A 26,893-nucleotide genomic window follows, 5' to 3' on the forward strand; every position below is an offset into this window, starting at 1 on the left:
CCACCGGCCCGGAGCGGTCGCCCCGGGCCGGCTGCCCGTTCGCCGGCTCAGGCCGTGGCGACCCCGCCGGTCAGCCCGTAGGCCTCGGCGATCAGGCCGTACGAGCGGTGCCGCGCCTCGTGGCCGTGGATGTGCGAGGTGACCATCAGCTCGTCCACGCCGGTCCGCTTGCGCAGGGCCTCCAGGCCGTCGGCCACCTCGCCGGGCGAACCGATGACCATGTTGCCCATCCAGTCGGAGACGAAGTCGGCCTCCACCGGGCTGTACGGGTAGGACTCGGCCTCCTCGGGGGTGGGGATCGGGGCCGGGTTGCCGCGCCGCACCCGGAGCATCCCGAGCGCCGCCGAGCGCGCCAGCCGGCGGGCCGCCGCCTCGTCGTCGGCCGCGACGGCGCCCACGCCGATCAGCGCGTACGGCTCGTCGAGCACCGCGGAGGGCCGGAACGAGGACCGGTAGAGGTCGAGCGCCGGGAGGGTGTTGGCGCTGCTGAAGTGGTGCGCGAACGCGAACGGCAGACCGAGCCGCCCGGCCAGCTGCGCGCTGAAGCCGGAGGAGCCGAGCAGCCAGATCGGCGGCCGCGCGTCGCCCTGGGGGACGGCCGTCAGCCGCGCGTACGGGTGACCGCCCGGGAAGTCGCCGTCGAGGAAGTGGGTCAGCTCGGCGAGCTGCTGCGGGAAGTCGTCGGCGCCCTCGGCGAGGCCGCGCCGCAGTGCGCGGGCGGTCGCGGGGTCCGTGCCCGGGGCCCGGCCGAGCCCGAGGTCGATGCGCCCGGGGTGCAGGGCCTCCAGCAAGCCGAACTGCTCGGCGATGGTCAGCGGGGCGTGGTTGGGCAGCATGACGCCGCCGGAGCCGAGCCGCAGCGTCGTGGTGTGGGCACCGAGATGGGCCAGCAGGACGGCCGGGTTGGAGCTGGCGACGCCCTGCATGCCGTGGTGCTCGGCGACCCAGAACCGGTGGTACCCCCACTCCTCGGCGCTCCGGGCGAGTCGGGTCGTCGCGGCCAGGGCCTCCGCCGGGGTGTAGCCGGCGCCTACGGTCGCCAGGTCCAGGATGGAGAGCGGCGCCGGCGCCGTGCCGCGGACGACGCCCCGGATCGCCGTGGTGTCCTGCGGCTCGGGCCCGCTGTTCTGCTGCTCCTCGGTGGTCATACCGTCCGCCCTCCTGGCAGTCCTGGTCGCTCGCGTGGTCGTTGGTCCTGTCGGCAGCCGTGAGCGACCGCGCCGATGGCCGGGGTCGCGGCTGCCGACGGAGGACAACCACGCCATCACTCCCGGTGTTCCCGGGAGTTCGCTGTTTTCTCGGCGAGCCGCTCCGGTGCGCGATCGGCGCCCTACCGACCGTTCGGCTGACTCAGAGCCAGCGGACGGACACGCGTGGCGACTTCACGCCAGCGCGGGAAGTCGCCAGCCGCAGGCCTCGCGATCCGCGGGCGGCGTCCGGCAGGCTGGTCCCAGAGCGGATCAGCCAACCGGATTCGCCTCGCCAGCAAGGTCATCGGGCTGGACCAGCGCCGATCGATCCCCGTGAGCCCCTGGAGCGGTACCCCGCCCCAGGGGCTTGCGCCATTGTGAGCTGCCGCACAACCGGGGTGCTTCATGGCATGAAAAGTCGAGGCGCTAGCGTTGACCCCTGCAGCCGTCTGCTCCTCCGGGCAGCTTGGAGGGAGTAAGGGTCGTGGACATCGCGACGGTGATCGGATCCTCGTGGATCTGCGCCCTGGCGCTCTGCGCCGTACTAGGGGACGCGTTCCTCCCCTTCATCCCCAGCGGGACGCTGGTGATCCTGGCCGTGCTCAAGACGTCGCAGACGAGCGGCGCGCCGGTGCTGCTCGGCCTCGGCGTGGCGCTGGCGTCCTTCCTGGGCGACCTGCTGCTGCTCCGGCTGGCCCGGCGCGGCGCCCCGTCGGTGCAGCGGCGGCTCGAACACCGGCCGAAGCTGGCGGCGAGCGTGGCGCGGGTCCAGCAGGCGCTCAACGAGCGCACCACCGGGGCGGCGGCCGCGATGGTGGTGGTGGCACGGTTCGTGCCGGCCGGCCGGACCGTCCTCGACCTGGCCATCGGCCACTCCCCCGGCCATCCGCACCGCTTCCTGCGCTGGTCGGCCGTGGCCGCGCTGGTCTGGGCCGCGTACATCGTCACGCTGGGCTGGCTCAACAGCCACTGGTTCGACACCGCCTGGCTGAGCCTCGCCGTCTCCTGTACGGCCGCCACGGCGGTCAGCACCGCCATCGCCCGGATCGTCCGCCGCAACCGCCGGCTCGCCGCGCTCTGACGCGCCGGCAGGGCCCGGTGGCCCGGTGGCCCGGCCGCAAGGGGCGGCGGGCGGGCGGCGAGCGCCTGACGGCCACCGGCGGTCGACCGACGGGCGGCGCGAGGTGAAACGCCGACAGGCGCCCAGCGTCACAGGACGGCAACAGAACGCCGATTGCCGCAGCCCGAATGCTCCCGATCCGCGTATTGACGTGAGGCGGACTCAGGCACCCTTGGGTGCCGCTACGTCTGCATGACATCCTATTGGCGAATAATCATCAGTTGCCCGATTTGACCGGTAGGGCCCGTTCGGCGCCACCGTCACCCGGCCAGCGCGGCACCCAGGGGAGACCATGACCAGCATCTCGCGCAGGACCGTGCTCAGCGCCACCGCCGCGACCGTGGCCCTCGGTGCTGTGGCGGCGTGTTCCAGCGGTGGCTCGGCGGCCGGATCCGGCTCCGGGACCTCACCGAGCTCGGGGGGCGGCAGCACCGGCGCCGGTACCGGTACCGGTGCGCCGGGCACCGCCAGCCCGAGCACCGGCATACCCAAGGGGACTCCGATCGGAGACGGTTCCACCTCCGACACCGGCCCCCAGCCCAAGCAGCCCAAGCCGGAGAAGCTCAAGCCCGGCGAGCGGCCGCCGCAGTTCGTGGTGTTCTCCTGGGACGGTGCCGGCGGCACCGACGACGGCCAGTTCCCCCGCTTCCTCAAGCTGGCGGAGGAGCACAAGGCCTCGATGACCTTCTTCCTCTCCGGGATCTACGCCCTGCCCAAGGGCAAGGCGGACCTCTACCACCCGCCGAAGCACTCGGTGGGCGCCTCCGACATCCCCTACCTCTCGGACGGCGCGGTCAAGGCCACGCTCAAGCTGATCAGCCAGGCCTGGCTGGCCGGCCACGAGATCGGCACGCACTTCAACGGGCACTTCTGCTCGAGCCGCCCGGACGGCAACGGGGTCAACAAGTGGACGCCGGAGGACTGGCAGAGCGAGATCGACCAGGCGATCTCCTTCGTCACCCAGTGGCGGACCAACACCGGCTTCACCGACGTCGACCCGCTGCCCTTCGACTACAAGAAGGAGCTGATCGGCGGCCGCACCCCCTGCCTTGAGGGACAGAAGGCACTGCTGCCGACCGCCGTCAAGATGGGGTGGAAGTACGACGCCAGCTCCTCCGGCGGTCAGCAGATCTGGCCGCAGAAGGTGCAGGACGGCAAGATCTGGGACTTCCCGCTGCAGAGCATCCCGTTCCCCGGGCACACCTTCCAGGTGCTCTCGATGGACTACAACATCCTCGCCAACCAGTCGTCCGGCAGCACGAAGGGCGACCCGGCCAAGTACAACGACTGGCGCACCCAGGCCCGGGACTCCTACCTCGCCGGGTTCGACCGCGCCTACAACGGCAACCGGGCGCCGTTCTTCATCGGCAACCACTTCGAGCAGTGGAACGGCGGCATCTACATGGACGCCGTCGAGGAGACCCTCAAGACCATCGCGGACAAGCCCGAGGTCCGGCTGGTCTCGTTCCGGCAGCTGGTCGACTGGCTGGAGGTCCAGGACCAGTCGACCCTGCGCAAGCTGCGGTCGCTGAACGTGGGGCAGGCGCCGAGCGGCGGGTGGCAGTCCTTCCTCGGCACGGCCGGCTGAGACGGCGGGAATCCGGCCGCGGCGACCGCACCGGCCGCGGCGTGCGCCGGCCCGGTCGGGCGGCCGGCGCCCGACCGGGCCGCCCCCTACTCGGTGGCGGCGACGGCGCCGAGCAACCGCTGCACCACGGCCTCGGCTCCCGCCCGGCCCCAGAGGATCGAGTAGTGGTTGGTGTCCGGGACCAGCGAGGCCGAGACCACCCGGTCCGGATCGAGACCCGCCCGGGCGATCCGCTGCGCGTCGTAGAGCGCCTGCGGCTCGTCGAAGAGCCCGCGCTCGGCCCAGAGCAGGTCACCGGGGCAGGGCAGCCGGTGGACGGCTGCCGCCGCGTCCCGGTCCAGGAGCACCTGGGCGCCGTCGGTCCGAACCGCCTCCAGCACGCAGGCGGAGTGCAGCTCGGGCTCGACGCCGACGAGGTCGCGCTGGGTGTACGCGTCGATCCCGTCCGACCAGTCGGCGGCGAAGGCCGGGTGCTGCCGCCAGAACGCCCGGTAGGCGGCGCGGTCCGAAAAGGTCATCGACAACCGCGCCAGGGCCGGGCCGAGCACCGCGGCCAGCGCGTCCTCCTCCCCGACGCCCTCGGGCAGCGGGAAGCTGACCGCGCCGTCGACCAGGAGCACCCGGCTGACCAGCTCCGGGTGGCGGACCGCGGTCAGCGCGGTGATCCAGGCCCCCATCGAGTGCCCGGCCACGACCGTCGGCCCCAGGTCGAGCGCGGTGATCAGGGCGGCGATGTCGTCGGCGTGGCGGGCCAGGCCGTACGGCCCGCCGACCGCACGGCTGGCCCCGCGCCCGCGCAGGTCGGGCGCGAGCAGGGTCGCCCGGCCCGCGAGCGTGTGGACCACCTCGAACCAGGCGAGGGCGTTGGCGGTGATGCCGTGCACCGCCACGACGGTCGCCGCCGCCGGGGCTGTGGCGGGCCAGCGGAGCACGGCCAGGTCCCCACCCGGGACGGGGACCGTCAGTTGCTCGGGCTGCGGGAAGGACGGGCTCATGCGGGATTCCCTCCGGTGGGGCGCACGCCCGTCGCACCGGCGGGGCCGGCGGACCGGGCCGAACGGACGGATCGGTCGGCGCGGATACGGGCCGGCAGCCGGGCCAGCCCGCCGGGCAACAGGTAGACGACGGCGACGAAGAGGCCACCGAGCAGGAACAGCGGCTGGGAGAGCGGAACCCGCAGGACCGCGGGCAGGTCGGCGATCGCCGTGGAGTTGGCGAGGTCGCCGAGGCGGTGGCCTGCCCAGGTGTAGAGGACACCGCCGAGCAGCGGACCCCAGCGCGTGCCCGAACCGCCGAGCACGACCATCACCAGGAGCGAGAGGGTGGCGTCGGAGGTGGCGGCCTGGGGCGTGGCGCCGCCGGTCAGCAGGAGGTAGACCACCCCGCCCACCGCCGCGAGGGCCCCGGCGAGGACGAAGGCGACCAGCTTGTAGCCGTACGGGCGGAGTCCGAGCACCTCCACCCGGCGCTCGTTCTCCTTGATGCCCTGCCAGACCCGCCCGATCGGCGAGCCGACGGCCCAGTGCACCGCGGCGAGGGTGAGCACCAGGTAGGCGACGGCGATCCAGTAGAGGTTCGCGGTGTTCTCGATGCCCAGGAGCGCGGAGGGCAGCCGCCCGGCCGGCGCCGACCGACCCTCCTCCCCGCCGGTGATGCCGCCGGGGTTGCGCTGGACGAGGATCGACCCCGCCTGGGCGAAGGCGAGGGTGACCATGGAGAACCCGATGCCGGTGACGCGGAGGCTGACCGAGCCCAGCAGCAGGGCCAGCGCGACGGCACAGGCGACGCCGAAGACGGCCGCCGCGGCGAACGGCAGCCCGAGCTCCAGCATGCCGAGATTGGTGGCGTAGAGGCCGGTCGCGAAGTAGAGCGCGTGGCCGAAGGAGAGCAGTCCGGTCCGCCCGAGCAGGAGGTCGTAACCGGTGGCGAGGGCCCCGTAGAGCAGGCACAGGGCGATGAGTTGGAGGCTTCCCGGGCTGCCGAGCGGTCCGTCGAGCAGTCCCGGGACGGGTAGCGCACTGTAGGGGATGACAAGGAGCAGGATCAGCAGGGCGATCGGCCACCAGCGTAGTGATCCGTGCACGATTGTCGAGCGCCGCGCCAATGAATCACCAGTTCGAGCGAACGTCTCCGCCTCGATCACCCGTCCGGGGAGAATTCCGGGTCCGTTGTCGGTGCGTCGTGCTGAGGTGGCGTCAGTGCGGTCGGCAGCGGTGCCACCGGTGCTCGTGTCCGAGGTGTCGGTGCTCACGCGAGCCTCCCGGTGAGTCCGCGCGGTCGCACCAGGAGCAGGACGGCCAGCAGGACGACGACCGAGAGGTCACCGAGTCCCGCGGTGGTGTAGTAGTTGGCGAACTGCTGGACCAGGCCGACGCAGACGGAGGCGACGGCGGCACCGGTGACGGAGCCCAGGCCGCCCATCACGACGACGACGAAGGCGAAGATGAGCAGCCCGGTCCCCTGGCCGGGATTGACCGAACCGAAGTAGAGGCCGCCGAGGGCACCGCCGAGCGCGGCGGCGGCACCGCCGATGGCGAAGACGAGGGTGAACGCCCTGCGGACGTCGATGCCGAGCGCCGTGACCATCGCCCGGTCCTCGACGCCGGCCCGGACGATCAGCCCGTACCGGGTGCGGGCCAGGAACAACCGAAGAGCGAGCAACAGCAGCACGGCCGCGGCCACGAGCACGAAGCGGTTGACCGGGACGGTCGCACCCAGCACGTGCCAGGTGCCGGAGAGCAGGGCCGGCTGCGGGAACGGGCGGGCGTCCGCGCCCCAGACGCCCATCAGGAGGGCGGGCACGGCCAGTCCGACGCCGACGGTGGCGAGGATCTGGTCCCGCGGCCGGCTGTAGAGCGGCCGGATCAGGAAGAGCTCCAGGAGGACGGCGGCGGCCGTCCCGACCAGCGTGCCGAACGGCACGGCGAGCCAGAAGGAGAGGCCGGCCTCGGTGCCGGCCCACCAGGTCGCGTAGGCGCCGACGGAGAGCAGGGCTCCGTGGGCGAAGTTGAGCACGTCCATCAGTCCGAAGATCAACGAGAGGCCGGAGGCCACCAGGAAGTACAGCGCACCAAGACCGAGTCCGGTACAGGAAAGGAGGACGACGGTGTCCATCAGGGGTTCACCTCCTCGGTGGCGGCAGGGAGGCCGGGGCGGCGGCCGCCGACGCCCAGCAGGCGGCGGGCGGCGTCCTCGTCGGCCAACAGTTGGGCGGTGTCGCCCTGGTGGGCGGTGCGGCCGTCGGCCAGGACGGCGCAGGTACCGGCCAGCCGGCGCACCAGGGCGAGGTTCTGCTCGACCAGGAGGACGGGCACGGCCTCGGCCGCCCGCGCCAGCACGTCGGCGACCTCGGCGACGATCTTCGGCGCCAGGCCCTTGGTGGGCTCGTCGGCGATGATCAGCCGGTTCCGGTTGAGCAGGGTCCGACCGATGGCCACCATCTGCTGCTGTCCTCCCGAGAGCGTGCCGGCCAACTGGCCGGCCCGCTGCTCGAGTTCGGGGAAGAGTTCGTGGACGAGGTGGTAGGCCGGCTCGGCGTCGCGGTCGCGCTCGGCGAGCCGCAGGTTCTCGGCGACCGTGAGGCCGGCGAATATCCCGCGGTCCTCCGGGGCGTAACCGATGCCGTGGCGGACCACCAGATGCGTAGGGAGGGAGGACAGCTCGGTACCGGCGAACCGGACGCTTCCGGTGCGCGGCACGAGGCCCATCACCGCCTTGACGGTGGTGGTCTTGCCGGCGCCGTTGCGCCCCAGCAACGCCGTGACCCCGGTCGGCGCCACGTCGAGGTCGACGCCGTGCAGGATGTGCAGCCCGTCGATGACCACCCGCAGATCACGCACCGAAAGGAGGGCAGCGCCAGGGAACGGCGAGTCGCTCACGGAGGCGCCGTTCTGGAGGGAGTCGTTCTGGAGGGAGCCGTTCCGGAGGGAGTCGTTCACAGCGCCTCGCCCAGGTAGGCCTGCTGCACGGTGGCGTCCGCCATCACCGCGTCCGGAGTGTCCAGGGCGAGCAGCGTGCCGTGGTGCATCACGGCCACGCGGTCGGCCAGGCCGAGCAGGACGTCCATGTGGTGCTCGACCATCAGGACGGTGCGCCCGAGGTCCCGGTGCACTGAGCGGATCAGCTCGGTGAGGGCGGGTACCTCCTCCGCGCTGACCCCGGCCATCGGCTCGTCCAACAGGATGAGCCGCGGGTCGCAGACCAGCAGGACGGCGAGTTCGAGCTTGCGCTTCTCCCCGTGGGAGAGCGCGCTCGCCGGGGTGTCGGCCCGGTGGGCGAGCTCGGTGCGCGCCAGGGTCTCGGCCACCTGGTCCGCGTAGCGGTCGGCGCGGCGCCAGATCCGGTAGGAGGCCCGTGGACCGGCGGTGGCCTGCGCGGCCAGCCGGACGTGGTCCGCGACCGTCGTCCCCGGCCAGAGCGAGGAGGTCTGGAAGGTCCGTCCGAGCCCGCGACGCGCCCGGGCGTGGACGGGCTCAGCGGTGATGTCGGCACCGTCGAGTTCGATGCTCCCGGCAGTCGCCGGGTGGATGCCGGAGATCAGGTTGAACAGGGAGGTCTTTCCAGCACCGTTGGGCCCGATGAAGGCGATGAACTCACCCTCCCCGACCGAGAAGGAGACGTCCTCGACGATCGGCACTCCGCGGACGGCCCAGCCGAGGCCGGTGAGGCGCAGCACCGGCGCCACCACGGCGGGCGAGGCAGGACGGGGCACCGGGGTCACCCCGCCATCGGGGTGACCGGGGGCGCCACCTCGTCCGCGGTGAGGGTGCGCGCTACCGAGGGCTTGGCAGCAGCCCCGTTGCCGGTCAGCTTGACCTGGAACATGGGCTGCAGCAGCGCGTGGTCCTCGGCCCGCACCGTGGTGCGCCCCTTCACGCCGTCGAAGCTCCAGCCTTCGAGCGCCTTCACCAGGGCCGAGGTGTCGTCGGCCGAGCCGTGCGCGGCCTCGACGGCGTGCACGATCAGCTGGGCGGCGGTGAAGCCGTCCGGGGTGAAGATGTCGGGCTTGCCTCCGGCGGCGGTGACGGCCTCGTCCATGGCCTTCTCGACCGGGGTGCCGGCGGCGCCGCCGAAGTAGTGGTTCAGGAAGGAGATCTTCTCGCCGGCGGGTCCGAAGAGCGGGTAGGAGGCGGCGAGGTCCAGGCCGGTGACCACCTTGGTCTCGGCGAAGACGTCCTGCTGGTTCAGCGCCGTCCACAGGGCGGCCGAGGTGTCGCCGGCCCAGGCGACGAAGAGCAGGTCCGGCTTGGCGGTCTTGGCCTGGGTGGCGAAGGGGGTCAGGTCGGTCGCACTCGGCGGGGCCAGGACGGCGTCCACCGTGGCGCCCTGGCCTCCCAGAACCGCCTTGACGGCGGCCACGTTGGCCTGCCCGAAGGCGTTGTCCTGGGCGAGCACGGTGACCTTCCTCCCCTTGGCGTCGCCGATGAACGAGGCCGCCGTCCTGATGTCCTGGTACGACTGGCGCCCGGAGCGGAAGGTGTACTTGTTCAGGCCGGTGACCTTGTCGGCGGCGGCCGGGCCGCTGATGAAGAGCACTTTGTTCTGGGCGGCGATCGGGCCGACCTGGAGGGCGACGCCGGAGGCGGTCGAGCCGGCAAGGATCTTGTGGCCCTTGCCGATGAGGTCCTTGGCGGCCGAGACGGCCTTGGCCGGATCGCCGGCGTCGTCCTGCTCCTCGATCTCGATCCGGTGCCCGTCGACCGCGCCGCTGCCCTTGGTCGCGTAGCTCAAGCCGGCCTTGAAGCCCTCCAGGTACTGCTTGCCGTAGGCGGCCAGCGGCCCGGTCCTGGAGTACACCAGGCCGACCTTGACCGGGCTCTTGGCGCTGCCGCCGTCCGCCGCGCTCGTACCCGCGGTGCCCGCCTCGGCGCAGCCGGCCGCGAGGAGTGCGCAGGCCGCGAGGGCGACGAGCCTGCGCGCCGGGCCGGCGGCTCCGGCCGCGCCTGCGGAGGCGCCGGAGGCGGTCCTGGTGGGGGCTGCTGTAGAGCTGCGCATGGTGACCGACTCCTGAGGGGGCTGCGGGGGGTGGATTCCGGAACCGTAGGGGTGGCACGGGGGCGGCGACATGTGCCCGGAGGACGTATCAGCCCGTGTGGATGTGGCTGCAGCCGCCATACCGCTGGGCCGGCAGCGGGTCGGGAGGTCGCGCGTGTGGGCGGTCGCCATGCCCAGGGACCTGCGCGTGGCGCGCCCCGCCATGGCACGGCCCACCCGCACCCGGTGACGGTGGAGGGGCAGGAGCGACAGCGGTCGCCTCGGCGGTCGGGTTCCGGCAGCCGCGCTCGACGGTCGGGACGCCCCGGCGCACCCCGCACCCCCGCCGTACGCCGTGCCGTCGGCGCGCCCGCAGACAGCGACCCGTGCACCCCGCACCCCGCACCCCGCACCCACCGACTCCCCTCACGAGGTGACCCTTTGGACAAGGTCCTGGACTCCGCCGCCGAAGCGGTCGGGGACGTTCCCGACGGCGCCGTGCTGGCCGTCGGCGGCTTCGGCCTCTGCGGCATCCCCAGCACGCTGATCGGCGCCCTGGTCGACTCGCGCACCACCGGACTGCGGGTGGTCTCCAACAACTGCGGGGTCGACGACTGGGGGCTCGGCCTGCTGCTCCAGGCGGGGCGGATCGCCCGGATGACCTCCTCCTACGTCGGCGAGAACAAGGAGTTCGCCCGGCAGTACCTCTCCGGCGAGTTGGAGGTGGAGCTGACGCCGCAGGGCACGCTCGCCGAGCGACTGCGGGCCGGCGGCGCCGGCATCCCCGCGTTCTTCACCCCGGCCGGGGTCGGTACGCAGGTCGAGGAGGGCGGGCTGCCCTGGCGGTACGGGGCGGACGGTTCGGTGGCGCTCGCGTCGCCGCCGAAGGAGGTCCGCGAGTTCGGCGGCCGTCGCTACCTCTTGGAGGAGGCCATCGCGGCGGACTTCGCCCTCGTCCGCGCCGAGGTCGCGGACCGGCACGGCAACTGCGTCTTCCACGCCGCCGCCCGGAACTTCAACCCGCTCTGCGCCATGGCCGGCCGGGTCACCGTGGTCGAGGCGGACCGGATCGTCGAGCCGGGCGAGCTCGGCCCGGACGCCGTCCACCTGCCCGGCGTGTACGTCGACCGCGTGGTCGCGGCGGACCCCGGGGACCGCCGGATCGAGCGCCGCACCGTCCGCACCGCAGCCCAGGAGGCCTGACACCGATGTCCACCGCCCCCACGACCACCAACACCACCGCCACCACCACCACCGCCAACACCACCGCCACGACGCCTTCCGCCGTGCTCGACCCGAGGAACGCGCTCGCCGCCCGGGCAGCGCGCGAGCTGCGGGACGGGCAGTACGTCAACCTGGGCATCGGCCTGCCGACCCTGATCCCGAATCACCTGCCGCCCGGTGTCCATGTGGTGTTGCACTCGGAGAACGGCATTCTCGGCGTCGGCCCGTACCCGCTGGACGGGTCGGAGCACCCCGATCTGATCAACGCGGGCAAGGAGACCGTGACCGTCGCCGCCGGGGCCTCGTACTTCGACTCCGCGTTCTCCTTCGGCATGATCCGGGCCGGCCGGATCGACGTCTCGGTCCTCGGCGCGATGCAGGTCTCGGCCGCCGGCGACCTCGCCAACTGGATGGTCCCGGGCAAGATGGTCAAGGGCATGGGCGGTGCGATGGATCTCGTGCACGGCGCCCGGCGACTGATCGTCGTCATGGAGCACACGGCGAAGGACGGTTCGCCGAAGATCGTCGACGAGCTCTCGCTTCCCGCCACCGGGCGCGGCGTCGTCCACCGCATCGTCACCGACCTGGCGGTCATCGACGTCACGCCGGCCGGACTGCGCCTGGTCGAGACGGCGCCGGGGGTGACGGGGGACGAGGTGCAGGCGGTGACCGAGCCCACCCTCCTCCTCCCCGCGGCACGCTGAGGAGCGGCGCGCCGACCGCCCCGGACGACGCACCACAAGTACCGGCAGCACCGGCGCACCACACAGGGAACCGGTCCCGAATCGGACAAGGCCGGACTGCCAGCACGGCAGTCCGGCCTTCGCTCGCTTATTCGAGACATCCGACGGATCGGGAATGCCCACCCGTCCACTGACCGCAACAACCGCCATTAGCATCCTCGATGCCGCAACTGGCCGGGAATCGCCATATCTTCATGCTTAAGCAATGATCATTTCGCAGATCGGTTGCGATCACGTGGGCGCTCCGCGACAGTTGGGGAAGCCCGAGGATCCCGCCCCCGGTGGGGAGTCCGGAGAACGAGCCGGGATCCTGCCTTCGAAGCGTCGGCGCAGCCCTGCACGACAATCGATCGTGTACGTTTTAACGATTGACGGCCCGGAAACTGCCTGGAAACGGCACAGTTCACCGGCCGGTGTTCTGCTTCGTAAGCAAGGCTCCGGGGGGAGCTGTGGTCCCGGCGCGCAGGTCGCAGCGCGCGGTTTCAGCTCGCACACCCCCGGTCGAAGCACGCACGGAACGGGTCGGCCCGCGCGGCCGGCCACGGGGGGAGCCACACATGAACAAGCTGTTCTCGCGTCAGACGGACCGGGGCGAATCGCACGTCCGGGCCACGGCAGCGACGGCGGCCACGGACGACGACCTCAGCTCCATACCGGTCCCCGAAGCCCCTTACGACTACGCTCACTTCAGCCGACTGGCCGGGCCCGCCACCGAACCGACCACCGAAGCCGAACCGACCACCGAAGCCGAACCGACCCGCGCCACCGAACCGACCCGCGCCACCGAACCGACCGCCGTCGCAGCAGTCGGAGCCCCGCCGCCCTACCGCGTCCAGTACCGCAGCCTGCTGCGACGCGAGCCGCACCGCCTCCGAGCGGCGCTGCTCCTGCTCGCCGCCCCCGTCGTCGAGGCGGTGCTCCTCGTCTGGCTGCTTCTCCCCGGCCACTGGCCGGTCCGACCGGGCGAGACGCACACCTGGCTGCTGATCGGCGACAAGGTGATGATCGGGATCATCGCGGTGGTCGAGGTGTTCCGGCTGGTCAACGTCGTCTCCAACACCCACGCGACGCTGGTCGCCCGCGACCCGGTCCCGGTCACACCGGAGAGGGGCACCCGGGTCGCGTTCCTCACCACCTGCGTGCCGGGCAAGGAGCCGCCCGAGATGGTGCGGGCCACCCTCACCGCCGCACTGGCCGTCCGGCACGACGGCCCGTACGACGTCTGGCTGCTGGACGAGGGAAACGATCCTGCGATGCGGGCCCTGTGCACCGAACTGGGCGCGTGCCACTTCAGCCGGCACGGGATCGAGCGGTGGAACCAGCCCAAGGGCCGCTTTCGCGCCAAGACCAAACACGGCAACTACAACAGCTGGCTCCAGGCCCACGGCCCCGACTACGACTTCTGGGTCTCGGTGGACACCGACCACGTGCCGCTGCCGGAGTTCTGCGAGCGGATGCTCGGCTACTTCCGCGACCCCGACGTGGCGTTCGTGGTCGGGCCCCAGGTGTACGGGAACTACCGCAGCTCCGGTTCGGCCGTCACCAAGTTCTCGGAGAGCCAGCAGTTCCTCTTCCACTCGCTGATCCAGCGGGCCGGGAACCGTTACGGCGCACCGATGTTCGTCGGCACCAACAACGCCGTCCGGATCAGCGCGCTGCAGTCCATCGGCGGTCTGTACGACTCGATCACCGAGGACATGGCCACCGGCCTGGAGTTCCACCGCCGCCGCAACCCGGGCACCGGCGCGCGATGGAAGTCGGTCTACACGCCGGACGTGCTGGCGGTCGGCGAGGGGCCCTCGTCCTGGACGGACTTCTTCTCCCAGCAGCTGCGGTGGAGCCGGGGCACCTACGAGACCCTGCTCACCCAGTACTGGCGGGCGGCCTGGCGGCTCTCGCCCGGCCGGCTGCTCAACTACACGCTGATGGTCTGCTTCTACCCGATGGCGGCGCTGACGTGGCTGCTCGGCGGGCTGTCCAGCGTGCTCTACCTGGGCTTCGGCGCCTCCGGTGTCCACGTCTCGTCCGAGATCTGGATGATGCTGTACAGCGACGCGGCCGCGCTGCAGGTCCTGCTCTACACCTGGAACCGGAAGCACAACGTCAGCCCCCACGAGCCGGCCGGGTCCTCCGGGGTGGCGGGCATGGTGATGTCGGCGCTCTGCGGGCCGATTTACGCAGCATCGTTTCTGCAAGCGGCGCTTCGACGGCGAAGCCGCTTCGTGGTGACACCCAAGGGCGACTCGGCCAGCCCGGACCGGCCGGCGACGTTCCGGATCCACCTCTTCTGGGCGTTGGTGTTCGGCGGCGCCGTCACCGCCTCGTTCTTCACCGGCCACGACCACCTCGCCATGCGCACGTGGGCCTGCCTGGCGCTGTTCCTCAGCCTGCTCCCGATGCTGGTGCTGGCGGCGGACACCGTCCGCCGACGCCGGGCCCGCCCCACGTCCACCCTCTCGATCACCGGCACCACCGGTACCACTGGCACCACCGGCACCACCCCCAAGCCGGCCACCTCCACCACTCACGCCACCACTCCGAGAGTCCCGGCCCAGGGCCGCACCCCCACCACCCCCGCCCGGTCCGCCGCCGGCACTGCCCCCGCCCCCGCCGCCGCGCCCACAGTCACGGCGCCCACCGCCACGGCGCCCACCGCACGCTGAACCCGAGCCCGGAGCACGAGGGGACCGACCACCGTGAAGATCCGCAACGCCGGCCGCACCAGGCGCTTCGCCCTCGGCAGCACGGTCGCGCTGACCGTGGCCGGGATGAACGCGCCGGCCGTGCTCGGCTTCGCCAACGAGCAGTACCACCAGTACGTGATCAACCGCGCCGAGTACAAGGCCGAGTACGGCCACTGGCAGACCGTCACCCTGCCCGCCGGCTTCCGGATCAACGCCATCCACGCCACCCTGCTGCGGACCGGCAAGATACTGATCATCGCGGGCTCCGGCAACGACCAACGGCAGTTCGACGCGGGCAGCTTCAAGAGCCTGCTCTGGGATCCGGCCAAGAACACCTACAAGCCGGTCCCGACCCCGGCCGACATGTTCTGCGGCGGCCACACCGCGCTCCCGGACGGCCGCCTGCTGGTGGCCGGGGGCACCCTGCGCTACGAGGCGCTGGACGGCGCCGTGAAGAAGGCGGCCGGCACCATGCGGGTGCGCAACGAGAACCCCGATGCCGCCCGTACCCTCCCCAAGGGCACGGTGTTCACCGCGCCGAACGGCCACGCGTACGTGTCCACCGCCGCGGTCACCGTCCCGGCGGCGGTCAAGACCGGCGCCGGGGACCGGACGGTCGTCACCGCGAGCGAGCAGCACGTCTTCGTCGAGGCGGTGGCAGCGGGGGCCGACTACGTCGCCGACGCGCCCGCCCAGTACACGATCAAGGGACTGAGCGGCGCCGACGCCCGCAACCTCTACGGCATGGCGGACCGCCTCACGCTGGAGAAGCAGGACTTCCAGGGCATCCGCTCCGCCTTCGAGTTCAACCCGGACACCGAGCTCTACGAGCCGGTCACCGACATGGCGTACGCCCGCTGGTACCCGACCCTCACCGGGCTGGGCGACGGACGGGTGGTCACCGTCTCCGGGCTCGACGACACCGGGCAGATCCTCAGCGGCAACGACAACGAGATCTACGACCCGGTGAGCAAGACCTGGTCCAAGGCACCCGACCGCTACTTCCCCACCTACCCGTCGATCTTCCTCACCGCCTCCGGCAAGCTCTTCTACTCGGGCTCCAACGCCGGCTACGGGCCGGCCGACAAGGGCCGGGAGCCGGGGCTCTGGGACCTCAAGGACAACAGCTTCCAGCCGGTGCCGGGGCTGCGGGACCCGGCGCTGACCGAGACCTCGTCCTCGGTGCTGCTCCCGCCGGCCCAGGCGCAGAAGGTGATGGTGCTCGGCGGGGGCGGGGTGGGCGAGTCACCGCTGTCCTCCGCCCGGACCGACATCGCCGACCTGTCCGCCGCCAAGCCCGCGTTCACCCCTGGCCCGGACCTCCCGGCGGGCGGCACCCGGTACCTCAACAGCGTGATCCTGCCGGACGACACCGTGTTCACCACCGGCGGCTCCAGCGGCTACCGGGGCAAGCACAAGAGCGACCTGCTCAAGGCGCAGGTCTACCACCCGGACACCAACACCTTCACCACCGCCGCCGATCCGACCGTCGGCCGGAACTACCACTCCGAGGCGCTGCTGCTGCCGGACGGCCGCGTGGTCGTCCTCGGTTCCAACCCGCTCTTCAACGACCGGGCCGACACCGAACCGGGCACCTTCGAGCAGCGGATCGAGATCTACACGCCGCCGTACCTGTTCCACGGCGAGCGCCCGCAGCTGACCGGCGCGCCGGAGACCGCCAGGCTCGGCGGGACGATCACGGTCGACTCGCCGAACGCCGGGAGCATCGTCACCGCGAAGCTGATCCGGCCGAGCTCGGTGACCCATGCGACGGACGTCGAGCAGCGGTCGGTCGCCCTGGACGTCGGTGCCCGCAAGGACGGCGCCGTCGCGCTCACCCTGCCCGCCAACGCCGATCTGCTGCCACCGGGTTGGTACATGCTGTTCGTGACGGACGACGCCGGGACCCCGTCGGTGGCCCGCTGGATCAGGGTGACGGGCTGAGGCGCGTCCGGCGGGCCGCCCCCACGAGACCTGCGAGACCCGAGGGGCCCGAATGCCCGGCCGGAGCCCGGCGGGCCCGAGCCCGCAGGCCCGAGGGCCCGACGGGAGCCCGGCGGGCCCGGCCCCGCAGACCCTCGACGGCCGACAGGGCCGGGCCCTGTCCGCGGATCCCGCCGCGCGTGAGCTACGCGCCCCCGCGCGCGAGCCCCAGGGCGTACGGCAGCCAGAACTCGCCCGCCCTGGGCTCGCCGCGGCCGCACTCGCCGTCGGACTCGCCGGGGTTCTTGATCCAGAGGTAGGCGTCCACTCCGGGCCGGCCGGTGGAAGCGGTGGGCGGCTCGCCGAGTGCCCGGCCGGGCGGGTTGCACCAGGCGTCGGCGCCGAGCGGGCCGTTGCCGTTGCGGCTGGTGTCGATGACGAAGGGCTTCCCGCCCAGCGCGGCGGAGAGCTCCGCGCCGTAGGCCGCGTTCCGGTCGGTGGCGTAGAAGTTGGAGACGTTGACCGCGAAGCCGTCCGCCGTGGCGATGCCGGATTTGCGCAGGGCCTCGGCCATCGCGGACGGGTCCTGCGCCCAGCCGGGGTTCCCCGCGTCCAGGTAGACCTTCACCTGCGGACGCTTCTTCAACTCCTGCACCGCGAAGGCCAGCAGGCCGTACCGCTCGGCGGCGGCCGCGCCCTTCACCCCGCAGGCGTCCAGGGTGTGTGCGACGGCGTCCGGCTCCAGCACGACCCAGGCCCGGCGGTCCCCGAGCGCCTCGCCCAGGCCGGTGATCCAGGAACGGTAGGCCGCGGCGTCGGCCGCGCCGCCCGCCGAGTACTGGCCGCAGTCGCGGTGCGGGATGTTGTAGGCGACGAAGACCGGGGTGCGGTCCACCGCCGCGGCCCGGCGGCTCACCTGCTCGGCGATGCCCTTGGCCGCCTGGTCCCCGAGCCACTGCGAGGAGGGCTGGGCCGCGATCCTCAGGAGCGTGTCGGCCTCGGCCGTCCGCCCCTGGCTGCGCAGGGCGACGAGTTGCCGGGCGGCCGAGGTCTGGTCCGAGACGTAGAAGGCCTGCCCCGGCAGCTGGGTCAGCCCGGCGGCGGAACCGCCGGCATCACCCCCGCCGGTCTGCCCGCCGGCCCCCACCGACGCCGAGGCACCCCCCGAGCCGGCGACCCCGCCCGATCCGGACGCGCCCCCGGACACGCCCCCGGACGACGCGCTCCCCGACACGGCCCCGCCCGAACCGTTCGTCGCCCCACTGCCGTTGCACCCCGCAACGGCGGCCAGGCAGCCCAACACGGCCACCCCCGCGGCCAGCCGGAATCCCAGCCCTCGCCCTAACCGGCGCACGTAACGCCCCTCCCCAGACCCGGTCCGGCGACCCGGTCGGAACCCAGCTTCGCACACCGGGTACCGACCGGCAGCCGAGGCCGGTGAACAGCGGACGGCGGCAACAGGGGCGGCGGTGGGTGGGCGAGGCGTCGACCCGCCCCGGCCACCTCAGCCCTGCTTGAGGTTCGGCACCTGCCAGTCGATCGGGTCCACGCCGAAGCCGGCCAGCGCGTCGTTGATCTGCGAGAACGGGCGGCTGCCGAAGAACAGCTTGGCGGAGAGCGGCGACGGGTGCGCGCCCTGGACCACCACGTGCTTCTCGGTGTCGATCAGCGGGAGCTTCTTCTTGGCGTAGTTGCCCCAGAGCACGAAGACGACCGGCTCCTCGCGCGCGCTCACCGCCTTGATCACGGCGTCGGTGAACTTCTCCCAGCCCTTGGCCTTGTGCGAGTTGGCCTCGTGCGCGCGCACCGTGAGCACCGCGTTCAGCAGCAGCACGCCCTGCTCGGCCCAGTGCATCAGGTAGCCGTTGTCGGGGGCCGGGATGCCCAGGTCGGCGTCCAGCTCCTTGAAGATGTTGCGCAGCGACGGCGGCGTCTTGGTGCCCGGCAGCACGGAGAAGCTCATGCCGTGGGCCTGACCGTCGTCGTGGTACGGGTCCTGGCCGAGGACGAGGACGCGGACCTTCTCGTACGGGGTGGCCTCCAGCGCCGAGAACTCCTGGCCGCTGGGCGGGAACACCTGGTGCTCCGCGCGCTCGGCCGCCACGAAGGCCGCCAGCTCGGCGAAGTACGGCTTCTCCGTCTCGGCGCCCAGCACCTCGCGCCAGGACTCGGGCAGCTCCAGCCCGGCACCCGCTCCAGCCTCGACCACGCCCGCCTCGACCGTGTCCGTCACGACATCAACCTCCCACCGGACGGCCGCTCACCGCCGCACCGCCCCGACCTCGGGCGCACCGCACCGCTTGCGCCGCACGCCCTCTTTCCACACCGAACGCTACACAGACCGACTGACACTTCACTGCGCCGCGGGCCGGCCGGCCCCCGCGGAACCGTCGTTCGCCCCCGCACCTGCCGTCGCACCCGCCGTCGCAGGCGGCGCGGACCCGGCCGCCACGGGCACCGCGGACCCTGCCGCCGCGGGCACAGCCGCGGCCGCAGCCCGCTCCACCCGGACGTGCTCGACGACGTTCAGCACCACCAGCGCCACCGCCAGGACCGCCAGCACCACGATGGCCGGCCGCCGCACCATCACCGGGACCAGCGCCAGCACCACCGCCGCCGCCACGATCCGGGTGGTCGACACCGCGCGGAACATCATCCACCGGGTGTAGCCGAAGGTCAGCAGGTACAGCCCGCAGCCCCCGTACAGCAGCGCCACCGAGCCCGGGCCGAGCGACTGCCGCGGGTCGGCCACCGTCTCGCCGAAGCCGACCGCCACCGCGATCACCGCGGCCACCAGCGCCAGGTGGCCGTACTGGAAGATCCGGCGGATCATGTCGCGGCGCGAGTCCGCGACCGTGACGGCGTGCCGCATGGCGTCCGCCGCGTAGACGAAGTACTGCCACCAGAGCCCGCAGGAGATGGTGAATGCGGCTGCCACCGCGGCGAGTTCGACCGCGTCCAGGCGCGCGTTCGCGGCCGTGGCGCCGATCCCGACGATCGACTCGCCGAGCGCCACCAGCAGGAAGAGCGCGAACCGCTCCGGCATGTGGGACGGGTGGTAGGCCACCCGGGCCAGCCGGCTGCGGAAGATCAGCGGGGCGGAGAGGTCGCACGCCGCCGCGAGCGCCCAGAGCACCGTCCGCGGCCCTTCCGGCAACAGCCCGCCCGCCAGCAGCAGCGGGCCGCTGACCAGCACGCCCACGCCGTACGGCCCGCGCCAGACGCCCGGGATGCGGATCAGCACCAGCAGCAGCACCACCCGGGCCGCCCAGTACCCGGCCCCGAGCAGCAGGCCCCGGCCCTCGTACGCGGCGGGCACGGCGAGTGCCATGAAGAGGCCGGCCAGGCCCACCGCGAGGATGCCGATCCGGCCCTTCGGGGTGTCCACGTCCCGGATGTTGGCCTGCACGGTGGTGCCGACCCAGCACCAGTACACGGGTACGAACACGACGAGGGCCCGGGCGACGCCGGCCCAGTCGTGGTGGTGGTGCAGCAGGCCGGAGACCTGGGTGATCGCGAAGACGAAGACCAGGTCGAAGTAGAGCTCCGCCCAGGTGACGCGCTTCTCCTCGACCGGACCCGCGCCGCCCTCCGCCCCCGGCGCCCCGGCCGCCCCGGCCTCCGCCCCCGGCGGCGCGGCCGACGTCCCGCCCTGCGTCGCGGCCGACGTCCCGCCCGTCGGGTCCGGCCCCCCGGCCGGCTCCCCCGTCCTTGTGCTCATCCGCCCCTCCTCGGCGATCACGGACGCACCGTGCACGGACTCACCCCGCACAGCGCGCGGGCCCTCCCCCGGCCGGACGGCCGGGAGAGGGCCCGAACAACAGAACGAACGCTAGATCAGTTCGACCAGGTCCGCGATGGAGTTGACCACCCGGGTCGGCCGGTACGGGAAACGCTCCACGTCGGCGGCGGCCGTGAGCCCGGTGAGGACCAGGATGGTCTCCATGCCCGCCTCCATGCCCGCCACGATGTCGGTGTCCATCCGGTCGCCGATCATGACGGCGGACTCCGAGTGGGCGCCGGCCGTGTTGAGCGCCTCGCGCATCATCAGCGGGTTGGGCTTGCCGACGAAGTAGGGCTCGACGCCGGTCGCCTTGGTGATCAGCGCCGCGACCGAACCGGTGGCCGGCAGCACGCCCTCGGTGGACGGGCCGGTCTCGTCCGGGTTGGTGCAGATGAACCGGGCGCCCTGGTTGATCAGCCGGATCGCCTTGGTGAGCGCCTCGAAGCTGTAGGTGCGGGTCTCGCCGAGGACGACGTAGTCCGGGTTGTTGTCGGTCAGCACGTAGCCGGCCTGGTAGAGCGCGGTGGTGAGGCCCGCCTCGCCGATCACGTACGCGGTGCCGCCCGGGCGCTGGCCCTTGAGGAACTGCGCGGTGGCCAGGGCGGACGTCCAGATGGACTCCTCCGGCACGTCCAGGCCCATGCCGGCCAGGCGGGCGCTGAGGTCGCGCGGGGTGTAGATCGAGTTGTTGGTGAGCACCAGGAACGGCTTGCCGGACTCCCGCAGCCGGCGCAGGAACTCCTCCGCGCCGGGGATCGGCGTGCCCTCGTGGATGAGGACCCCGTCCATGTCGGTCAGCCAGGACTCGATGGGCTTGCGGTCTGCCACGTGCGTGTCTCCCGAAGTCTTGCAACGTCTTGCGATGGTCGTACGAACCTTCGGCGCACCGCCGTCACCGTTGCGCCTCCCACCGGCCGGACCCTCCCCGGGACACCGGACCGCCGGGGGTACTGCTGGCTGCCCCGACGGGGCACAGCCTAATCCGCACGCCAGGCCGACGACAGCGAGGTCCCGCTCTCCGTGCCGCCGCCCGGAGACCGGCGCGGGCAACCGCCTTCCGGGGCCGGAGGATCCGCCCGGCACCGCACTTGCCTCAAAGGCTCCTTAAGCAGCCCCTAACCGCACTGATGACCCCTCAGTACGGCCGCCGCGCGGGTCTAGCGTGAGCGGCACCACCCTCACCGCGCTCCTCGGAGGAGTCCCCTGCCATGCCCGTGCGCCGCCGTCTCTCCGCCGCCGTCCTCACCCTCACCGCCACCGGCCTCGCCGTCGGCCTGACCGGCGCCCCGGCCGCCGCGCACGGCTCGATGCAGAACCCGCTCAGCCGGGTCGAGGGCTGCTACCTGGAGGGCGCCGAGCACCCGAAGTCGGCGGCCTGCACGGCGGCCGTGGCCACCGGCGGCACGGCGGCGCTGTACGACTGGATGAGCCTGCGGATCGGCGACGCCGCCGGCCGCCACCGGGAGCTCATCCCGGACGGGAAGCTGTGCAGCGCCGGCTCGGACACCTACCGGGGCCTGGACCTGCCGCGCGCCGACTGGCCGGCCACCAACCTCACCTCGGGCGCCGACTTCACTTTCCGCTACCGCGCCACCGCCCCGCACAAGGGCACCTTCCAGCTCTACATCACCAACGGCAGCTACTCCCCGACCAAGCCGCTGACCTGGGCGAACCTGGAACCGCAGCCGTTCCTCACGGTCACCGACCCGCAGCTCGCGGACGGCTCGTACGTCCTGCCGGGCAAGGTGCCCGCCGGGAAGACCGGGCGCCAGCTGATCTACGCCATCTGGCAGCGCTCGGACAGCCCGGAGGCGTTCTACTCCTGCTCGGACGTCGTCTTCGACGGCAGCGGCACCAATCCGGGCACCAACCCGGGCGGCACCACCACCGGCACGGGCAACGGCGGCACGGCCGGGCCGACCGGAGCCGCCACGCCCTCCACGCCCACCGCGCCCACCACGGCAGGCGGCCACGACCACGGCCACGCCCCCGGCCCGACCGCCCCCGCACCGAGCGCCCCCGCGCCGGCCGGCGGCGCCACCGCCCCGACCGCGGCCCCCGTCCCCGCCTCCGCCGGCACCCCGGCCGCCCCGGCCACTCCGGCCGCCCCCGCCCCTGCGCCCGCGGTGCCGACCCCCACCGGCACCGCGGGCACCCCGGTCGCCGCCGGCACCGCCGACGCCGCCCCCGCGACGACCGCCGCCGCCGACCAGCTCGCCCAGACCGGTTCGGACCGCTCCCTCGGCATCCTCGCCTCTATCGGCTCCGCCTTCCTCCTCGCCGGCGCCACCGTCGCCGTCCTCCACCGGCAGCGCCGCCGCCGGGCCCACGCCCGCTGAGCCGGGGCACCACCACCGAGCCCGGTACGGCAGCAGACCGCGCCCGGGCCGGCGCCGGGCCGGACCCGACCCGGCCCGGCCCGGCCCGGCCCGGCCACGGGCGGAGGCGGTCCCGACCCCGCCTCCGAAACCCGGGACGACCGGACGCAGCGTGATTGAGTAGGGCGCATGAGCCCCTCCTCGCGCCCCCGCGCCCAGCACGACGGCCCCTTCCGGGTCGGCCTGATCGGCTACGGCCTGGCCGGCTCCGCCTTCCACGCCCCGCTGATCGCCACCACCCCGGGCCTGCGGCTGGACGCGGTGGTCACCGCCAACCCCGACCGCCGCGCCCAGCTGCTCCGGGAGCACCCCGACGCCCGCGCCGTCGACACCCCCGAGCAGCTGCTCGCCGACCCGGACGCGCTCGACCTGGTCGTCATCGCCTCCCCCAACCGCACCCACGTGCCGCTCGCCCGGGCGGCACTGCGCGCCGGGCTGGCGACCGTCGTCGACAAGCCGCTGGCCGCCACCGCCGCCGAGGCGCTGGAGCTCTGCAGGACGGCCGAGGAGCGGGGCGTGCTGCTCACGGTCTTCCAGAACCGCCGCTGGGACGGCGACTTCCTCACCGCCGCCCGGCTGGTCCGCGAGGGTGCGCTCGGCCGGGTGCACCGGTTCGAGTCCCGGTTCGAGCGGTTCCGGCCGAAGCCCAAGCCGGGCTGGCGCGAGCTGGCCGACCCGGCCGAGGTCGGCGGCACGCTCTACGACCTGGGCAGCCACCTGGTCGACCAGGCGCTCGCGCTGTTCGGGCCGGTCGAGTCGGTGTACGCGGAGATCGACGTGCGCCGCGACGGGGCGGTGGTCGACGACGACGCCTTCCTCGCCCTCACGCACGCCTCCGGCACCCGCTCGCACCTGTGGACGAGCGCCGTCGCGCCGCTGGTCGGCCCCCGGCTCCGGGTGCTGGGCGACGCCGCGGGCTACGTGAAGACCGGCATGGACCCTCAGGAGGCCGACCTTCGCGCCGGCCACCGCCCGGGCGACGGACGCCCGTGGGGCGCCGACGAGCCCGGCCGCTACGGCACCCTCGGCACCGACGAGTCCACCGTCCCGGTCCGCACCGACCCGGGCGACTACCCCGCGTTCTACGCGGGTGTGGCCGCCGCGCTCGCCACCCCCGGCACCCCGCCGCCGGTCGACCCGCGGGACGCCGTAGCCACCCTCACCGTCCTGGAGGCCGCCCGCGCCGCGGCCGCCACCGGAACGACGGTCCGGCTGGACTGACCCGTGCCGCTCGGCGCCGGGCCCCCGACCCGCGGTACCCGGTACCGCGGTCGGGGGCCGCCCCGGGCCTCGGACCCGGAGCGGTCAGATCCCGATGATCTCCACAGCCGATCCCAGGCCGCGGAAGTCCGCGACGTTGCGCGTGTAGAGCGGCAGGCCGTGGGCGGAGGCGACGGCGGCGATCATCAGGTCGATCCGCCGCGGGCGCGGCTGGCGCCCGGCGGCGATGGTGAGGGTCACCAGCGTCCCGTACCGCGCGGCGGCGGCCGCGTCGAAGGGCAACGGGTCGAAGTCGGCCATCGCCGCGCCCAGCACCTCCAGCCGGGCCGCCCGGCTGACCGGATCGCGCGCCATCGAGACGCCCTGCTGCAGCTCGGCGAAGGTGATCGCGGTCAGCTCCGGCACGGCGGGCAGGTCCGCCGGACTGAGCAGCGCCAGGTCGATGTAGACGCACGTGTCCAGGACCCCGGCCGGCCGCCGCCGGCCCGCCCTGCGCCGCTCAGCCACGCGGCCGCTCGAAGGGGTCGTCGCCGTCGTCCCCCACCAGCTCCTCGGGACCGAAGTACTCCTCGGACTCCTTGCGCATCTGGTGGTAGTCGACGCGCGGCAGCTTCACGTGCCGCGCGACCAGCTCCTCCGCCGTGAGCCGTCGCCGGCCCGACACCGGTCGCAGCTCCGCGACCTCGACCCCGTTCCTGGTGATGTGGAAGGTCTCGCCCGCCTCCACCGCGTCCATCACCGCGGCGGAGTTGTTCCGGAACTCCCGCTGGGTAATCGTCTTCATACCCTCCAAGGTAGCCCCGCGTAGCACCCGTGGCTACAGCGCTGACAGCAACCCTCCGACCGCCGCCCCGGGAGTGGCGGATCGCACCCCGACGAATCCGCTCCACGGGCACCCGGCAGGCCGTACCATCGTCGTCAACGTCCGGAAGCGTCTCCGAGGCGTCCGGAAGCGTCCGGACCAGGTCGAGCCGCGAGCAGGAGAGGAGCAGGGCGTGGAACTCGTCGCGATGCTGCTCGGGCTGCTCCGCGTGCTGAGCGGGGACGTGCTCGCCGAGGGCGGCACGCTGACCTCGGTGGCGACTGCCGCAGCCGTGGTGCTGCTCACCGGAGCGGTGGCGGGGGCGCTGGTCGTCGCCCGGCTGCTCGGAGCACGGGCACCGGCCGCCGTACGGAACGGGATGCTGCGCAGGCGCGCGTTCCGGACCGCCTTCCTTCCACAGCGTGATCCGGACGCCCGGGGCAGGCGACGCCCCAGGGCACCCGGAGCGGCCTCGACGGCCGCGTAGCTCCACCTCTCTCCCCCTCCGAGCAGGCCGCCCGGCCGCTCCGGGGTTCCGAGCGCCGTCCCGACGCGGCCGTCCTCCGCCGATCACTCATGTCACCAGACGCTGAGACCCCGGAGGGCTCGCTCCACCATGTCCCTTTTCGCAGTTCTCGACCCGGCCGTCACCCTGGCCCACGACGTCGTCGCCGCGCTCGCCACCGTCCTGCCCACGGCAGCGGCCATCGTCCTGTTCACCGTCGGCGTCCGGCTGGCGCTGCACCCGCTGGCCCGGGCCGCGGCACGCGGCGAGAAGGCGCGGGCCCGGCTCGCGCCGAAGATCTCGGAGCTGAACCGCAAGCACAAGGACCGGCCGGAGAAGCTCCAGGCCGCGCTGGCCGAGCTGTACAAGGAGGAGAAGGCCTCGCCGTTCGCGGGGTGCCTGCCGATGCTGGTGCAGATCCCCTTCTTCTCGGTGATGTACCGGCTGTTCACCACCCCGAACGACCTGCTGGGCCACACCCTCTTCGGCGTCCCGCTCGGCCTGCACGTGGGCAGCGCCCAGGGCGCGGCGCAGTGGGTGGTGTTCGGCCTGCTGTACGCGGCGCTGGCCGGGGTGGCCTACGTCGGGTTCCGGCGGGCCCGCCGCGCACAGGCGGCGCAGCCCGCCTCCGCGACGCCGCAGCCGGGGCTGGCGTTCCTGCCGTACCTGTCGTTCGGCACCGTGCTGTTCGCCGCGCTCGTCCCGCTGGCAGCCGGGATCTACCTGCTCACCACCACCGCCTGGTCCGCAGCCGAGCGCGCGTGGCTGCACCGGGGCACCGCACCGGTCCCCGGCGTCGCCCTGGTCTGAACCCGACCGGCCCGCCGGGCTTGCCGACCGTCCCGGACCCTCCCTGGCGCGGGGCGGTCCGGGGCTGCCGTCTAGCCTGTGCTGATCGTTCAGGTCGTCCGCGGGTCGGACCGATGGAGGGAAGTCGTCATGGTGGTCGCTGCTCCGGCGTTGGCCGAGTTGCGGGAGGTCTGCCAGCCGCAGGCGAAGCTGCAGAGCCGCAACGGGGAGCACTGGGCGGGCCGCCTCTACATGCGCCGCATCTCGCTGCGGACCACCCGGCAGCTGGTCCGCACCTCGGTGTCGCCGAACACGCTGACCTGGCTGATGGTGGTCTGCGGGGTGGGCGCCGGGGCGGCGCTGCTGATCCCAGGGCTGGCGGGTGCCGTGCTGGCGGCCGTGCTGTTCCAGGGCTTCCTGCTGTTCGACTGCGTCGACGGCGAGGTGGCTCGTTGGAAGCGACAGTTCAGCACCGCGGGGGTGTACGTCGACCGGCTCGGTGCGTACCTCGCCGATGCCGCGCTCATGATCGGGGCCGGGGTGCGGGCCGCGCGCGGGGGCTCGGAGCTGTGGGTCTCGGTCGGACTGGCGACCGCGCTGGGCGTGGTGCTGCTGAAGGCCTCGACCGACCTGGTGGACGTCGCGCGGGCGCGCAGCGGCATGGCGCCGGCCGACGAGGAGTCGACGCAGCCCCGCTCCCAGGGCATCGCCACCGCGCGCCGGCTGGCCTCGATATTCAAGATCCACCGGGTGACCAACGGCATCGAGGCCTCGCTGGTCCTGCTCGCCACGGCGGTGGCGGACGCGGCGGTCGGCGACATCGGCCCGACGCGGTACGCGCTCGCGGCCATCGCGGTGATCACCTGGGGGATGGTGGTGGCGCACCTCGCGTCGATCCTGTCGTCGTCACGGCTGCGCTGAGCCCTGCCGGTTCCCCGCTGCCCCTGGAAGCGCGCTTCCAGGGGCAGC

Annotated in this window: 24 protein-coding genes; 11 read left to right on the forward strand and 13 right to left on the reverse strand. The window is 73.2% G+C overall.

The window, feature by feature from the left end:
- Positions 1-47: 47 nt before the first annotated feature.
- Positions 48-1,148 (reverse strand): LLM class flavin-dependent oxidoreductase, encoded by a 1,101-nt coding sequence (locus MCM47_RS18320; protein ID WP_238862725.1) that lies wholly within the window; start codon positions 1,146-1,148, stop codon positions 48-50.
- 526 nt (positions 1,149-1,674) lie between these two features.
- Here MCM47_RS18320 and MCM47_RS18325 point away from each other — a divergent pair.
- Both MCM47_RS18325 and MCM47_RS18330 read left to right on the forward strand, forming a co-directional pair.
- Entirely contained in the window at positions 1,675-2,271 is a 597-nt protein-coding gene (locus MCM47_RS18325) for a DedA family protein (protein ID WP_238862726.1), read from the forward strand.
- A 331-nt stretch (positions 2,272-2,602) separates the two neighbouring features.
- The gene (locus MCM47_RS18330; RefSeq protein ID WP_238862727.1) at positions 2,603-3,898 is read left to right on the forward strand and encodes a hypothetical protein; all 1,296 of its coding nucleotides are present in this window, start codon (positions 2,603-2,605) and stop codon (positions 3,896-3,898) included.
- Between the two features lie 86 nt (positions 3,899-3,984).
- Here the strand turns inward: MCM47_RS18330 and MCM47_RS18335 are convergent, their stop codons facing one another.
- The 6 genes from MCM47_RS18335 to MCM47_RS18360 form a co-directional block, all read right to left on the reverse strand.
- Positions 3,985-4,893 carry an alpha/beta fold hydrolase gene (locus MCM47_RS18335; protein WP_238862728.1) on the reverse strand — a complete coding sequence of 303 codons (909 nt, stop codon included), beginning with the start codon at positions 4,891-4,893 and terminating at the stop codon, positions 3,985-3,987.
- Positions 4,890-5,981 carry a branched-chain amino acid ABC transporter permease gene (locus MCM47_RS18340; RefSeq protein WP_238862729.1) on the reverse strand — a complete coding sequence of 364 codons (1,092 nt, stop codon included), beginning with the start codon at positions 5,979-5,981 and terminating at the stop codon, positions 4,890-4,892. Before MCM47_RS18340 ends, MCM47_RS18335 begins: the two co-directional genes overlap by 4 nt.
- Positions 5,982-6,145: 164 nt before the next feature.
- The gene (locus MCM47_RS18345; protein WP_238862730.1) at positions 6,146-7,012 is read right to left on the reverse strand and encodes a branched-chain amino acid ABC transporter permease; all 867 of its coding nucleotides are present in this window, start codon (positions 7,010-7,012) and stop codon (positions 6,146-6,148) included.
- Complete coding sequence (locus tag MCM47_RS18350) at positions 7,012-7,737, reverse strand: ABC transporter ATP-binding protein (protein ID WP_238862731.1); 726 nt, start codon at positions 7,735-7,737, stop codon at positions 7,012-7,014. Before MCM47_RS18350 ends, MCM47_RS18345 begins: the two co-directional genes overlap by 1 nt.
- Positions 7,738-7,832: 95 nt before the next feature.
- Positions 7,833-8,609, reverse strand: a complete 777-nt coding sequence (locus tag MCM47_RS18355; protein ID WP_238862732.1) for an ABC transporter ATP-binding protein — start codon at positions 8,607-8,609, stop codon at positions 7,833-7,835.
- Positions 8,610-8,614: 5 nt separating this feature from the next.
- Positions 8,615-9,892: a substrate-binding domain-containing protein gene (locus MCM47_RS18360; RefSeq protein WP_238862733.1), complete on the reverse strand. Its 1,278-nt coding sequence runs from the start codon at positions 9,890-9,892 to the stop codon at positions 8,615-8,617.
- 420 nt (positions 9,893-10,312) lie between these two features.
- On the opposite strand from MCM47_RS18360, the gene MCM47_RS18365 reads away from it, so the two are divergent.
- The 4 genes from MCM47_RS18365 (at position 10,313) to MCM47_RS18380 (ending at position 16,466) form a co-directional block, all read left to right on the forward strand.
- Positions 10,313-11,074, forward strand: a complete 762-nt coding sequence (locus tag MCM47_RS18365; RefSeq protein WP_238862734.1) for a CoA transferase subunit A — start codon at positions 10,313-10,315, stop codon at positions 11,072-11,074.
- 5 nt (positions 11,075-11,079) lie between these two features.
- The gene (locus MCM47_RS18370; protein ID WP_255752446.1) at positions 11,080-11,799 is read left to right on the forward strand and encodes a 3-oxoacid CoA-transferase subunit B; all 720 of its coding nucleotides are present in this window, start codon (positions 11,080-11,082) and stop codon (positions 11,797-11,799) included.
- Between the two features lie 596 nt (positions 11,800-12,395).
- On the forward strand, positions 12,396-14,501 hold the full coding sequence (locus MCM47_RS18375; RefSeq protein ID WP_238862735.1) for a glycosyltransferase family 2 protein: 2,106 nt from the start codon (positions 12,396-12,398) through the stop codon (positions 14,499-14,501).
- Positions 14,502-14,534: 33 nt separating this feature from the next.
- On the forward strand, positions 14,535-16,466 hold the full coding sequence (locus MCM47_RS18380; protein ID WP_374209161.1) for a galactose oxidase-like domain-containing protein: 1,932 nt from the start codon (positions 14,535-14,537) through the stop codon (positions 16,464-16,466).
- 184 nt (positions 16,467-16,650) lie between these two features.
- On the opposite strand, the gene MCM47_RS18385 is transcribed toward MCM47_RS18380, so the two are convergent.
- The 4 genes from MCM47_RS18385 to MCM47_RS18400 all read right to left on the reverse strand — a co-directional run bounded on the left by MCM47_RS18385 (position 16,651) and on the right by MCM47_RS18400 (position 21,057).
- Positions 16,651-17,592 (reverse strand): glycoside hydrolase family 6 protein, encoded by a 942-nt coding sequence (locus tag MCM47_RS18385; RefSeq protein WP_238862736.1) that lies wholly within the window; start codon positions 17,590-17,592, stop codon positions 16,651-16,653.
- A 357-nt stretch (positions 17,593-17,949) separates the two neighbouring features.
- Complete coding sequence (locus MCM47_RS18390) at positions 17,950-18,678, reverse strand: uracil-DNA glycosylase (RefSeq protein ID WP_238862737.1); 729 nt, start codon at positions 18,676-18,678, stop codon at positions 17,950-17,952.
- Positions 18,679-18,798: 120 nt separating this feature from the next.
- The gene (locus MCM47_RS18395) at positions 18,799-20,166 is read right to left on the reverse strand and encodes a low temperature requirement protein A (protein ID WP_238862738.1); all 1,368 of its coding nucleotides are present in this window, start codon (positions 20,164-20,166) and stop codon (positions 18,799-18,801) included.
- 111 nt (positions 20,167-20,277) lie between these two features.
- On the reverse strand, positions 20,278-21,057 hold the full coding sequence (locus MCM47_RS18400) for an HAD-IIA family hydrolase (RefSeq protein WP_238862739.1): 780 nt from the start codon (positions 21,055-21,057) through the stop codon (positions 20,278-20,280).
- A 380-nt stretch (positions 21,058-21,437) separates the two neighbouring features.
- Here MCM47_RS18400 and MCM47_RS18405 point away from each other — a divergent pair, with 380 nt between their 5' ends.
- The gene (locus MCM47_RS18405) at positions 21,438-22,568 is read left to right on the forward strand and encodes a lytic polysaccharide monooxygenase (RefSeq protein WP_238862740.1); all 1,131 of its coding nucleotides are present in this window, start codon (positions 21,438-21,440) and stop codon (positions 22,566-22,568) included.
- Between the two features lie 168 nt (positions 22,569-22,736).
- Entirely contained in the window at positions 22,737-23,828 is a 1,092-nt protein-coding gene (locus MCM47_RS18410; protein ID WP_238862741.1) for a Gfo/Idh/MocA family oxidoreductase, read from the forward strand.
- An 84-nt stretch (positions 23,829-23,912) separates the two neighbouring features.
- Here MCM47_RS18410 and MCM47_RS18415 read toward each other — a convergent pair whose 3' ends face one another.
- Both MCM47_RS18415 and MCM47_RS18420 read right to left on the reverse strand, forming a co-directional pair.
- Complete coding sequence (locus tag MCM47_RS18415; protein WP_238862742.1) at positions 23,913-24,335, reverse strand: type II toxin-antitoxin system VapC family toxin; 423 nt, start codon at positions 24,333-24,335, stop codon at positions 23,913-23,915.
- A complete protein-coding gene (locus MCM47_RS18420; RefSeq protein WP_238862743.1) occupies positions 24,328-24,612 on the reverse strand; it encodes a type II toxin-antitoxin system Phd/YefM family antitoxin in 285 nt (94 codons plus the stop codon). Before MCM47_RS18420 ends, MCM47_RS18415 begins: the two co-directional genes overlap by 8 nt.
- A 211-nt stretch (positions 24,613-24,823) precedes the next feature.
- Between MCM47_RS18420 and MCM47_RS18425 the strand changes: the two genes are divergently transcribed.
- The 3 genes from MCM47_RS18425 to MCM47_RS18435 all read left to right on the forward strand — a co-directional run bounded on the left by MCM47_RS18425 (position 24,824) and on the right by MCM47_RS18435 (position 26,845).
- Complete coding sequence (locus MCM47_RS18425) at positions 24,824-25,117, forward strand: DUF6412 domain-containing protein (RefSeq protein WP_238862744.1); 294 nt, start codon at positions 24,824-24,826, stop codon at positions 25,115-25,117.
- Positions 25,118-25,246: 129 nt separating this feature from the next.
- On the forward strand, positions 25,247-25,945 hold the full coding sequence (locus tag MCM47_RS18430) for a YidC/Oxa1 family membrane protein insertase (RefSeq protein WP_238862745.1): 699 nt from the start codon (positions 25,247-25,249) through the stop codon (positions 25,943-25,945).
- 129 nt (positions 25,946-26,074) lie between these two features.
- A complete protein-coding gene (locus tag MCM47_RS18435) occupies positions 26,075-26,845 on the forward strand; it encodes a CDP-alcohol phosphatidyltransferase family protein (RefSeq protein WP_238862746.1) in 771 nt (256 codons plus the stop codon).
- The last annotated feature ends 48 nt before the right edge of the window (positions 26,846-26,893 follow it).

This window comes from Kitasatospora sp. A2-31 (genome assembly GCF_022288725.1).
Classification (GTDB): domain Bacteria; phylum Actinomycetota; class Actinomycetes; order Streptomycetales; family Streptomycetaceae; genus Kitasatospora.